Origin of the sequence: Bacillus cereus group sp. BfR-BA-01331 (assembly GCF_022663915.1) — a bacterium.
Lineage (GTDB): Bacteria > Bacillota > Bacilli > Bacillales > Bacillaceae_G > Bacillus_A > Bacillus_A mycoides.
On the sequence record NZ_JAKUGJ010000005.1, the window covers coordinates 227983 to 240882 of the forward strand.

The window sequence follows — 12900 nt, forward strand, 5'->3', positions numbered from 1 at the left end:
CGTTCTCTTTTGCTATAATATCCTTAACAAGGAGGTGAATAAAATGACAAAGGAAAATCCATCAAACTATAAAACTCTTCAAATTTGGATTAAAAAAGGGCATCGTATGTATTCTTATTTTCAAGAATGTTGTCATAACGCTAAGAACATGTACAACACCACAAACTTTTATATACGCCAGGTGTACACTGGATTAACACAAGAAAAAGAGTTGCAGCCTTTGCAAAAAGAAGTTCTGGATAATATTCATAAAAATATTGGTAAGATGAATGACACACAACTCCTGGCCTATCAGAAGAAATTGGAAAAAGAGAAATTAAAGCCTAAAGAAGAACAGAAAGAGATTAAATGTAATTTGTTTTCAGAACCTAATTTTGAAAAACCTTATGTAGATTACAACTTTCTAGATGCACTATTTAAGGCTATGATTCAAAATGATTATCGAGCTTTGCCTACGCAATGTAGCCAGTCAATCATGAAAGGGTTGTTCTAAAATTGGAAATCTTTTTTTGCTAGTTTAAAAGACTATAAAAAGAATCCAAACAAATATGCTGGAATGCCTAGGATCCCAAAGTATATTCGTTCTTCTGAAAAAGAGATTCTGTATACAAACCAAGATTGCATCATTAAAAACGGTAGATTTTTAAAGTTTCCAAAGACGAAATTACAATTAAATATTGGGAAACTAGGTTTCACTGAAGGTAAACTGAAACAAGTTCGTGTGATTCCAAAATACAATGAATATGTAGTGGAATTGGTAATTGATGTTCCTTCTGAACAACAAATTATTGAAGAGAATGCTCGTTATATGAGTATTGATTTAGGGATTGATAACCTTGCAACCATCGTAACAAACACAGGTATGAAACCTGTCCTTGTTAAGGGCAAACATGTCAAAAGCATAAATCAATATTACAACAAAATGAAGAGTCATTTTACAAGCATTCTTAGAAATGGAAAACAAACTAATGAAGGACCTTTTACTTCTAAAAGGATAGAAAAACTTCATCAAAAACGTTACTTGAAAATAAAAGACGTCTTCCATAAAGTTAGTCACCACATCGTAAAACTAGCTCAAGAAGAAGAAGTTTGTAAAATCGTTATTGGTCAAAACAAAAGTTGGAAACAAGAAACGAATATGGGAAAAAGAAATAACCAATCGTTTTGTCATATCCCGCATAATTTACTGATTCAAATGATTACATACAAAGCAAATGCTGTAGGCATTCAAGTTGTTGTAACTGAAGAATCATATACATCGAAAGCAAGTTTTCTGGATAACGACTTCATTCCAACGTATGGAGAAAATGACCAAAATACAACTTTTTCAGGAAAACGAATAAAGCGCGGCATATATCGTTCAGCAAATAAAACTTTAATTAATGCAGATGTAAATGCTGCGGCTAACATTTTACGAAAAGTAATCCCAAATGCATGGACAAATGGGATAGAGGGGTTAGGCGTGAAACAGCTCGCTAATGTGTTAACTCCCTTGACGTTAATCGTCCGTTAGGTCGAAACGTTAGAAACCCCCACTTCAAGCTTTGCTAAGTGGGGGAGTGTTCATCAACCTTCTAATAATAATGATTTTGGATCTTCAAGCATATCTTTAACAGCAACAAGGAAGCTAACTGCTTCTTTACCATCAACAATACGGTGATCGTAAGATAGTGCAAGGTACATCATTGGACGGTTTTCCATACGCTCTGCATCAATTGCAACTGGACGTACTTGGATTTTATGCATCCCTAGAATACCTACTTGTGGACTATTTAGGATTGGTGTTGACATTAGAGAACCGAACACGCCACCGTTTGTAATTGTAAATGTACCACCTTGTAGCTCTTTTAATGAAAGTTTATTATCGCGTGCTTTCAGACCTAAATTACGAATCTCGCTTTCAATTTCAGCGAAGTTCAATTGGTTAGCATCGCGTACAACTGGAACAACTAATCCATCTGGAGCTGCTACTGCAATACCGATATCATAGAATTTTTTAATGATAAGCTCATCGCCTTGAATTTCAGCATTTAATAATGGGAACTGTTTTAATGCTGCAACAACTGCTTTTGTGAAGAATGACATAAAGCCAAGACGTACATCATGTTTTTTCTCAAAAGCATCTTTGCGTTCTTTACGTAATTCCATGATTGCACTCATATCAACTTCGTTAAATGTAGTTAACATTGCAGATGTTTGTTGAACTTCTACAAGACGTTTTGCAATTGTTTGACGGCGGCGGGACATTTTCACACGCTCAACTGGTTTTTCAAATTCAGTTTTTGCAACTGGAGCCGGACTTTGTTTTGGAGCAGCTGGTGCTTCTTTTGGCGCTGCAGCGTGAGCTTGTACGTCATGTGGTCTCACACGTCCAAGTGGATCTGTGCTACGTACTTCGTTTAAATCGATTCCTAATTCACGAGCCATTTTGCGAGCAGCTGGTGATGCGATAGGACGATTTGTATTTGGTAAACCTTGCAACGCTTTATTTTGTTCAGCACTTGGAGCTGCTGCTTTCGGTGCTTCTGTAGTTTCTTGTTTTGGTTGCTCAGCAGGTGGTGCTGGTGTACTTACTGCAACTGCTGCGCCGTTTGCATCTAAAATTGCGATAGTAGCGCCAACTTCAACTGTATCTCCAGGTTCGCCTAGTAACTTCGATACAATACCTGAATCCTCTGCAATGATTTCTACATTGACTTTGTCAGTCTCAAGCTCAACAACGCTGCCACCTTTCTCAACTTTGTCGCCTACGTTGATAAGCCATTGTGAAATAGTTCCTTCTGAAATAGATTCTGCAAGCTCAGGTACTTTAATTTCGATCATTTTAAATGTCCTCCCCTTATTTGCCTAACGGTGTGTTTTGTCTTCTTTAATCTTCGGTAATCTCCATTTGTTAGCCTGGCTGTGGCAGACTATCTGCCACAGCCAAGCCTGAAAAACTCATTGTTACTTTCAGTTGCTGAAAACTTCAATTTCTTGTTTATCTTGACGGAAGTTGTACTTCACATCTAAAGCGTGTGCAACGATTAATTCTTGCTCAGCTTTGTGAGCGAATGGATCGCCACCAGATGGGCTAGAACGATCCGGGCGTCCAATGTAACCTGTTTTCACTTTATCCCCAGCTAGTTCGAACAGAATTGGAGCCATGTAATGCCATGCGCCCATATTACGAGGTTCTTCTTGAACCCAAATGATTTCTTCTAAGTTTTTAAAGCGTTTAATAATAGATTGAACTTTTTCAGCAGGGAATGGGTACAACTGCTCGATACGAACCATATGAACTTCATCTAGGCTGTACTCATGCTTACCACTTTCGATTTCTGCTGCTAAGTCAATTGCCATTTTACCTGTACTTAAAACAAGACGTTTTACTTTATTTGGCTTTGTACCAAGGTTTTCTTGTTCTAAAGCAGGTTGGAAACGTCCTTCGCTTAACTGACTAGCAGTTGAAAGCGTAAGTGGATGACGTAATAAACTCTTTGGTGTCATAAGCACTAACGGTCGAACAGCTTCTGTTCCTAAGATAGATGCTTGACGACGTAAAATATGGAAGTATTGTGCCGCGCTCGTTAAGTTTGCAACTGTCCAGTTGTTCTCAGCAGCTAATTGTAAGAAACGCTCTGGACGTGCACTAGAGTGTTCTGGCCCTTGACCTTCATAACCGTGTGGTAATAGAAGAACTAAACCAGATTTTTGACCCCATTTTGCTCTTCCTGCTGAAACATATTGATCAAATAATGCTTGCGCAGTATTTGAGAAGTCACCGTATTGAGCTTCCCACATAACAAGAGTTTCTGGAGCAAATACGTTGTAACCATATTCGTAACCAACAACAGCAGCTTCTGATAACGGACTGTTATGAACAGAGAATGATGCGTTAATGTTCGGTAAACGGTGTAATGGTGAATATGTTTCGTTTGTATCAGTATCGTGTAATACGATATGACGGTGCGCGAATGTACCACGCTGTGAATCTTGACCAGTTAAACGAATTGGCGTACCTTCTTGCAAAATAGAAGCGAATGCTAACGATTCAGCAAGTGCCCATTCAATTTTACCGTTCTCTTCAAGAGCATCTTTACGGCGCTCAAGAATTTTCTTCACTTTTGGATATACGTTAAAGCCTTCAGGCCAAGATAATAGTCCTTCATTAATTGCACGAAGTGATTCAATTGAAACACCAGTGTCAATCGGCTGGATTCCTTTTGCAACAACCTCTGGAACTTTAACGTGAATTGTTGCAGCACTCGTATCAGCTGGTGGCACTTGTGCGTATTCAGCCTTTAATTCCTCTTGTATAAACTGAGTAATTGTTTCAACCTCATCTGCATTCAGAACGCCAGCAGATTGTAATTGATCTGCATAAATTGCTCTTACAGTTGGATGATTTTTAATTTTTTTGTACACTTGTGGTTGCGTAACTGCTGGATCATCCATTTCGTTATGACCATATCGGCGGTAACCGATTAAATCGATTAAGAAGTCCTTTTTGAACAGCGTACGATATTGGATCGCAAGGTTTGCAGCAGCAAGACAAGCTTCCGGATCATCAGCATTCACGTGAACAATCGGAATATCGAAACCTTTTGCAAGGTCGCTTGAATATTTAGTAGAACGAGAATCATAGCTATCAGTCGTAAAGCCGACTGCATTATTTGCGATAACATGAATAGTTCCGCCAGTTTGGTATGCATTCAATCTACTTAAGTTGAGGGTCTCAGACACAACACCTTGACCAGGGAATGCAGCATCACCATGAACTAAAATTACGAATGATTTTGTAGTATCTTGTTCTGGAAGACCAGATTTTTTACGATTCTCTTGAGCTGCACGTGCGAAACCTTCAACAACAGGGTTAACGAACTCAAGATGACTCGGGTTATTTGCTAATGTAACACGAGTGCTAGCTTCTTCATTACCAACGACTTGTTCTCTACCTAAATGGTATTTCACGTCGCCAGTCCAGCCAGCATTTGCCACTGCACCTTCTATTTTTGCATGTTTGAATTCTGCAAACATGTGATTATATGGCTTTTCTAATACGTGAGCGAGTACGCTTAGACGACCACGGTGAGCCATACCAATCATGACATCTTCTACTCCGCCTTTAGCACCTTCTGAAACAATTTCATCTAGTACAGGTACAAGCATATCAACGCCCTCTATTGAGAAACGTTTTTGACCAACGAATGTTTTATGCAAGAATTGCTCGAAACCTTCAACAGCAGTTAAACGTTTTAAAAGAGCAGTTCGTTTTTTATTTGATAATGGTTGACGCAATGAATTTGATTCCACCATTTGATGCAACCACGTGCGTTCTTCACTATCTTGTATATGTGAGAATTCATAAGCTAAAGATTTTGTATAAACGTCTTTTAATCTATGAATTACATCAAGTGCAGTGTGAATACCCTCTGGTGCATCTTGCCATACTGTTTTTGCTGGGATCGCTTTCAAGTCAGCATCGCTCAGTTCGTTCATTGTTTTCTCGATAAGAGATTGTCCGTTTGCAGCATCTTCCATCGGATTAATGTGAGCCAATGTATGCCCGAAAGAACGAATCTGTTCAACAAGTTGAACGACTTTAAGAATCTTTTCAATGTTCCCTGTGTTTTGAGGAGAAAAATGTGTTGCTGTGTTGTCCCCTGTTACGACATCATCTTGAAACGAAGGAGCTCCAAAAATTTCAAAAAGCTCTTGTAATTCCGGATCAACAGAACCTGCTCCAGTTACGTAAAGATCATACTGTTCAATAACATAACCAAGGTTCGGACCATGGAACTTGGCCCAAGGGTTTGTCGTTGTATTCTTCCTCGTCATTTGTTTAAACCTCCCAATGCATATAATCCTTTTTCCATACAAAAAGGTGCATTTTGCTCTTTTCAATAATTGATGAACCAATAATCAATGTAAATGTTTTTCTTTACTCTTATGTTATTACAATAATTTACATAATACCAAACACTATTACTTATCTGTTTTGTAAAAAAACATTCACAATAACTTATCACCCAAGTTAATCTTTCATGTTATAAAGTAATTTCACAGGAAAATGGGGTGGATATATTTGGTATACCTACATTAATAACTATAATTGTTGCATTTAAATATAAGTATAACTATCAGAATGTTTCGATAAAGTTTAGTTCGAATTATGTATATTGGAATAATAAGCGCTTTCATTGATATTATACAACAATATAACGGAATATAGTATAAAAAATAAAAAATTATGAATTTACCATAAACTTTATCTCGATAGTGTTAAATATCGAAAGGAAAATGAAGGATTTCTACAAAAAAAGTGGCTATACATAAAAAATGCTTCATAAACCGTTAGTTTCTATAAATATGGCGAAAAACAACGTAAAAACAATAGCGCATTTCACCCGATAAAGAGCAGAATGAAACATTTTAAAAGGATAAAACAAATATGGAGATATTAAATTTTCATAAAAACGGGGAGGAGATATAGTAACGGCTATATACATTGTTCCATGTTTCATTTCAAAATAGACGTGCTGAATTTGAAAAAGTTTCTTCTATATAAATAGAATGAAAAATAAACGAAATGAATGTAAAGGAACCTTGACGTAAAGTTTCCTTTACGTATATACTCGGTATAAGGAAGGAGGGAGAAATTTCCTTGGAAAATAAAATGGTCGAATATCGAAAAAAACTTGGACTATCTCAAGAAAAATTGGCTGAGAAACTTGGAGTTTCCAGGCAAACCATTATCTCAATTGAAAAAGGGAAATATGATCCATCACTTCCATTAGCATTTGAAATAGCAAAAGCATTTCAGACAACGATAGAACATGTATTTATTTATGAAGGAAAAGAAGAGGGGGAGAAAGGATGAATTATTCACAAAAGTACTTTGTAATTATGGGGATTATCTTTTTAATTATGAGTGGAACTATGATATTAGCAGGTATAATGACGCATTCCGCGCCGCCAATTCCAACTTATACAGTGCTTGCAATGATGATTATGTGTTTTTGCCTAAGTTACTTACACCCGCAGTTTAAAGAAAAAGATGAGCGAATGAAGCTCATTCGTTATAAAGGAATGTTCTTCAGCTTTTTCGCGCTAACAGCATACTATCTTCTTTTCTCTATTGGCTTAAACTTAAAAGTAATTACACTATCTGCGGTTGAACTATTGAATATATTAATGGCACTTACGATGAGTACAGTCTTTATATCGTTTGTTGTTTTATCGAAAAGATATTAAGATGTAAAAGGGAAAGGAAGATTAGCATATGCAAATGATGTACGCTTTTGGCATGGGGCTTGTATTATTTTTAGCGGTATTCTTATTTATTCGTAAAGACGTTCAAGGCGGAACGTTAACGAAACGAGGATTTTATAAAATGATCGGCTGCTTAGTTGTTATGTTTATAGCGATTATCGTAATGATCGTTTTAATAAATCAGTCATTATAGAACTTAAAAACGGAACCTTACTTTTGTAAGGTTTTTCTTTTTGAAAATAAAACTAAAAATTACCATAAAATCCATTTACTATCTATAATGAGTATTATATAATCCAATGAAATGATAGGTAAGGGGAATAGTATATGAAAAAAAGCTATCTTCTTTATAGGAGTAGGTCTACTACTTATAGCTAGTATTACTTATATAATATGTAACAAACGAGAACAAGTGCCACCTATGTTAGTATGGGAGAACCAAGAATACTACGTTACGAATGAACCTGCCAAAGCAGAAGAAGTTGGGCAAAAAGCCTACTAAAGATAGTGAATCCAGCATATTAGAAGAAAAAACAGAAGTATTTGAAATGACTTTAGAAGAAGAGGATGAAAGGCTGCCCATACCCGTAAAAGAGCCTCATAGTGAAGAATGTGGAGTAGTAAGGCCGATGTTAAAGTAAGTACTATAATAATGAAGAAACAAATTTTTAATAGAGAGTAGTGAGCGTTATGAGATGGAAAGCAGGAACTTTTGAAAAAATAGAAACGAATGACTCATCTATTGAGCAACTTATAAACACATTTAAGAAACAAAACTTAAATGGTGGAGCAGTAATAAGCTGTTTTAAAGTACATAACGAAAATTTTTTCAAAGAAATACCTTATGAAATAGATAGATACGAGCACTTTTTCAAAAAAGTCTTCAACTCTTTAGATATAATCAATAACTTAGAGGAATTAAAAATACATACATCAGAAAAATATAAGTTTCAATTTGAATATAATAGCGCGGTAATGCTTGATGGGAGTATCGCATTGCAAATTATAAGAGGAGGAGCATATAAAGGCTTTTCGGAGAGACCAGTAATGGCGAAGCAATTAGCGATTAATATATGCCAATACATGTTCCAAGATCGATATGAAGATATTACAGTGTTCGAAAACCACAGCCCTTGGACAGAATGGTTTTACGATGTTGCATGGGATAATACTTGGATGGTGTTAGATAGTAAGGAGCATAAAATGTGGTTAATTTGCGCTACGGATACGGATTGAAAGATAAAGAGCCTTGTAGAAATACTACAAGGCTCTTTATCTTTTGGGAAAGAATAGAAAACAAATCATATAAATGCTATACTAAAAAATGTTTGTAATGTCAGTTTCATACTATTGTATAATGCTGACTTACTAGAAAAGATAAGAGGAGAATGAACGTGAAAAAGATACAGAAATTATTGCTGTTAATGATGGTAGTAGGATTAACAGTAGGTGTTTTAGCAGGGTGTGCAAATCCGAAAGATACTACAGAAGAATTTTTAACAGCGATACAAAAAGGTGATGTAGAAAAGGCTCGTACATTTGTTGAGAGTGACAAGGAATTTAATAAACTAAATGAAAAAACAGATGATGCTGAGGCAAAAGCAATGTTGAGTGCAATTACGAAAAACTTTAAATTTGAAAAGCCAGAAGAAGTATCGAAAAAGGATGACAAAGCAGAAGTGAAAGTGAAAATTACATCTGCTGATCTATCCGTTGCTGTAACAAAAGCAGTGGGAGAAGTTATGCCAATGGCCTTTGCTAGTGCTTTTAGCGAAGACAAAGAACAATCTGAAAAAGCAATCGAAAAAACAATGACATCAACTATCGTCAAAAACTTAGCGGATAAAGATGCAGCAATGGCAACTCGCGAAGTTACATTGAACTTAAAGAAAAACAAAGATGGCGACTATAAAATCGTTGCTGATGATAACTTGAAAGAAGTATTATTTGCCAATGCGAAGTCTTTGGAGAAGATGTTTGGTGGGAAGTGATTTAGTTCTTGTAAAAGAGCGATATTCACAAAACGTTAGAGTGAGAATTTGAAAGTAGTTCAAAAAGATGCCAGCATTTGCTGGCATCTTTTTTTATGCAATCTATAAAAATGTGCTTATAACGAGCAATTATTAGTTGGTTATTTGCTTGTATATACTATGTTCCAATATTTATATTAACTATAGGATGTTAATAACCAGACAAAGCAAAAATTTTTAGTATAGAGGGATAGTGGCTTACTACAAAGATGGCGTATAAGGTTGGTCATAAAAGCTATTCAAGATAGGAAAGAAGCTAGATGGAATAGTAGACGAGAAATCTTGCATTTTGTAAGTTATAAATGTATTAAATATATGATATATTAATATAATAAATTTAATTGGAGGAATAAATTATGAAAATTGTAAAGTCAAAGAAGTTATGGATTACTTTAGCAGTAATCGTTGGATTAGTAATTTCATATTCGATTGGTGCTAGTGGAGCCAAGGTTGCTATCGAGAAAGAAAAGGTTACATATGAAGGGGCAAAAGCGAAAGCAGAAGAAAAAGAGAAAGAATTAAGTTACACGAAGAGCAAAGTCAAAGAAGGTATTGATGCAGAGCAAAAGAAGCTTGATGATAAAAAGGTTGAAGTAGAAGAAACTTTGGCTCTAGTAGCTAATAAGAATCAATTAACATCAGAAGTTGATAAGTTGGGCAAAGATGTAGAGACTAAGAAGGGTGAAGTAGGTAAATTAGATGGGGATATCCAAGCTAAGAATAGTGAACTACAGAAGCTTACAGAAGGCGTTAAAGCTAAGCAGGAAGAGCCTAGAATGTTAGGTGCAGGTGAATACATCGTGGGCAAAGATATTCCGGCGGGGCGTTATAAGGCTACGGCAGTAGGTCGTGGTAGTAACTTTGTTGTATTCGATAGCAAGAGTGGTTCAGCAACAGTAAATACCATTCTGGGTAATAGTTCAGTAGGTCGTGGCGATTATACTTTCTTCGCTGGTAGTGGTGATATTATCAAGACAGCAGAGCAAGTTAAACTTATTCCAGTTGAATAAGTTTAAAGAAATACTGGAAAGAAGGAGTTAGAAAGCCTTCTAAAGCAATTACAAGAAGCTAAAGCTAAGAGAATCGACCACAAGTGCAGTCATCTTTGTGAGTAGCGTAGGCTTCATAAGATTAATAAATAATAAGATAGACAACAAGAGTAAATACAATCATGAAAAAATGGGTAATTTGGGCGGTAATTTTTATATACATTCGGCGGTACTGCTATATAAGGGAATTGACAAAATCGAAGGGTATTATATGGCTAGTGAATACAGTGAGTTAAATAAACACGTTTATGTGGGGGGAGACGCATATAACTACACTATTAACTCGAATCTACTTACAGTGTTCTTTGTACTTGGCTCAGCATTCTTTATCGCAGGTACTCTTTTTTAATCGCTACTGGATCGATTATCAAGGCTCTTAAGGAAAAAAAGTGGCATAAGCGGTTGAATTACCATATAAAAATAGCGATCTACCAACTGGTAGATCGCTATTTTTACGATATGACCCCGGAGAGGCTCGAACTCACGACCTCCACCCTGTCAAGGTTTGGAAGTGAATATGGGGCATCATTATATGTATAATTGTTGATAAATCAACTTTTCCGATAACTCTATTAACACAATTATACATATTTGATTGATACTCTACAAGAAATTTTAACAACAATGTTTGAGGTGATATAATTGAATAAAAATAAGTTAAATTTGATGGGGAGGAAGCTTATTGAAACCAGTTCGTCAAGTTGTAGAAATAATATATAAAGATGAAAGATTTATTGGATATCTAAATTTTGATGAAACAGAAAAATATTTAGAGTTTTTAGTTGAACCATTGAAGAATCGAGATGAGTTGTTAGACTGGGATTCTGTGAAAACATTTAATTGTACATTACATAATGGAAAAGTAATAAGTTGCTTTAAATGCAGATTAGTTAATACAGAAAATGATAATCTTGTACGTTATACTATAAATATTTACGCTGAAGATAATTTTAAAAGATATGACGAATTGAAATTTAATAATATAACTGCTATATTTCCGAAAGTAAATGTTTGGTTTGTAGGAAAAGAGTTTAAGTATAATTCCAGTTTAGAATATAAAGGACAACAGATTGATTTATCAGTTTATGAAGGGAAAAGTAGGAAGTTAAGTAGACATACTGAGCTTACGGAAAAATATCTGATAGTTCAATTGGAAAGTACTACTGAGATGGACCTAGAATTGGTTAATGAAATATATTTCAAAATATCCGCTATGTTTTCTTTCTTTATAGATAAATATGTTTCATATACTCATTATGTTGTAGGTCGTGAAGGAGGACTCCCATATAAAATTTATCAGCGGGGGGAAAATCCAATTAATGATGTAAAATTAAATGAAATAAATTATAGGTTAAACGAGAAAATGACTGATGAAGAATTTTTTGATATTTTTGTTAAACCATTAACTTTACCCAATTTTGATATTTGGTTTAATTATGTTGGGATTTTAAGGTCTAAACAGTTAATAGAAGAACAATACCTGATTTATGCTCGATGCTTAGAGATAATTTCAAGAGATAATGTAGATACTAAAATATACAAGGATGCAGAAAGACGTACAAAAAGCAAAATTTACAAAGAATTAATTGAAAGTATGGATTTAGATCAAAATTATAAAGAAAGTTTAATTGAAGCATTTAAATTTAGTAATACGAAAAACTTCAAAGTACTTTTACTTCAGTTAATTCAAAATTCTTCTTTTAAAGGCCAACTTGAAATGTTAGCGAAAGAAGTAAAGTTAGATAAACTCGTTGGTAACATAGTAAATATGAGGAATCACCTTACACACGGTACACCATTTGAAAAAATAGATACGGAATCTTTAGTATTTTATGAGGGATTAATTAAGCAAATAGTAACGTACTTTATTCTTCAAGAACATGGTATAAATGCTCCGTTAAAAATTGAGCATTTATATAATAATTTCGAAAAGTTGCCAGAGTCGTTGATTAAATAACGGTTTATTAATTGTTTGGAGGACATTGAATGTATGGTTCAATGTCTTCTTTAGTTGAACATATGACCGTCAACCCATAGAGTCAACGGTCATGTATTTTAAAGTGTTGATTCAATGTAATTTAATAAGTGTAAAATTGAATCACCGAAATTTTCATCATCTAAGTAAAGTGCACCGTCTTTGTAATCAAGAGTCCAATCTCCACCGCAGTCTTCGGAAATACTGTCGATTTCAACAACGCCCTCGTCGAAAGTTAATCGGTGTTCAATTTCAAATTCATCATCTTGTGCCCATTCATACACTAATTCAATTAATTCCCACCATTTTTTTGCTTTGTCCAAATCCGTAATAACTTCATCTTCAATTTCATCAAGCAATTGCAACTTGTGGCATATCATGGCGTATTTTTCGTATGGCAACTCTTCAAGGTGATTTTTCTCAGCAAACACCGTTTCCAATTCCGCTATAATTTCTTTCACTGTTTTCATTCCGTTGATTCTTTCTACCATTTTTGTGTATTGTTTCATTTCCATTTTTAATTTCCCCTTTTATATTTATATAGTTTATTTTTTGTATATAAAGGACTCATTCAAGAGCCCCACTTGATAAT

At 35.0% G+C, this 12900-nt stretch carries 10 protein-coding genes and 2 pseudogenes; 9 read left to right on the forward strand and 3 right to left on the reverse strand.

The genetic code is table 11. The features are described 5' to 3' along the window. The first annotated feature begins 43 nt into the window (after window positions 1-43). Window positions 44-1513, forward strand: a pseudogene (locus MR155_RS11985) (RNA-guided endonuclease InsQ/TnpB family protein). A 53-nt stretch (window positions 1514-1566) separates the two neighbouring features. Here MR155_RS11985 and odhB read toward each other — a convergent pair. Both odhB and odhA read right to left on the reverse strand, forming a co-directional pair. After that, entirely contained in the window at window positions 1567-2823 is a 1257-nt protein-coding gene (gene odhB, locus MR155_RS11990) for a 2-oxoglutarate dehydrogenase complex dihydrolipoyllysine-residue succinyltransferase (RefSeq protein ID WP_242309898.1), read from the reverse strand. Between the two features lie 129 nt (window positions 2824-2952). Continuing rightward, window positions 2953-5820, reverse strand: coding sequence for a 2-oxoglutarate dehydrogenase E1 component (gene odhA, locus MR155_RS11995; RefSeq protein WP_242309901.1), 2868 nt, complete (start codon window positions 5818-5820; stop codon window positions 2953-2955). An 826-nt stretch (window positions 5821-6646) separates the two neighbouring features. On the opposite strand from odhA, the gene MR155_RS12000 reads away from it, so the two are divergent. From MR155_RS12000 to MR155_RS12035, 8 genes and pseudogenes are all read left to right on the forward strand, one after another. After that, complete coding sequence (locus tag MR155_RS12000) at window positions 6647-6862, forward strand: helix-turn-helix transcriptional regulator (protein ID WP_002168865.1); 216 nt, start codon at window positions 6647-6649, stop codon at window positions 6860-6862. Continuing rightward, window positions 6859-7236 (forward strand): hypothetical protein, encoded by a 378-nt coding sequence (locus MR155_RS12005; RefSeq protein WP_002117153.1) that lies wholly within the window; start codon window positions 6859-6861, stop codon window positions 7234-7236. The genes MR155_RS12000 and MR155_RS12005 overlap by 4 nt, the downstream gene beginning before the upstream one ends. A gap of 28 nt (window positions 7237-7264) precedes the next feature. After that, entirely contained in the window at window positions 7265-7447 is a 183-nt protein-coding gene (locus MR155_RS12010; RefSeq protein ID WP_002086895.1) for a DUF3976 domain-containing protein, read from the forward strand. A 147-nt stretch (window positions 7448-7594) separates the two neighbouring features. Further along, a pseudogene (locus MR155_RS12015) lies at window positions 7595-7895 on the forward strand (hypothetical protein). 49 nt (window positions 7896-7944) lie between these two features. Next, window positions 7945-8490, forward strand: a complete 546-nt coding sequence (locus MR155_RS12020) for a hypothetical protein (RefSeq protein WP_219301749.1) — start codon at window positions 7945-7947, stop codon at window positions 8488-8490. A gap of 158 nt (window positions 8491-8648) precedes the next feature. Beyond that, the gene (locus MR155_RS12025) at window positions 8649-9245 is read left to right on the forward strand and encodes a hypothetical protein (protein WP_002126039.1); all 597 of its coding nucleotides are present in this window, start codon (window positions 8649-8651) and stop codon (window positions 9243-9245) included. A gap of 395 nt (window positions 9246-9640) precedes the next feature. Next, window positions 9641-10294 (forward strand): hypothetical protein, encoded by a 654-nt coding sequence (locus MR155_RS12030; protein WP_113937738.1) that lies wholly within the window; start codon window positions 9641-9643, stop codon window positions 10292-10294. A gap of 721 nt (window positions 10295-11015) precedes the next feature. Then, window positions 11016-12290: a HEPN domain-containing protein gene (locus MR155_RS12035; RefSeq protein WP_242309903.1), complete on the forward strand. Its 1275-nt coding sequence runs from the start codon at window positions 11016-11018 to the stop codon at window positions 12288-12290. A gap of 98 nt (window positions 12291-12388) precedes the next feature. Here the strand turns inward: MR155_RS12035 and MR155_RS12040 are convergent, their stop codons facing one another. Then, window positions 12389-12817 (reverse strand): hypothetical protein, encoded by a 429-nt coding sequence (locus MR155_RS12040; protein ID WP_242309905.1) that lies wholly within the window; start codon window positions 12815-12817, stop codon window positions 12389-12391. Window positions 12818-12900: the final 83 nt, after the last annotated feature.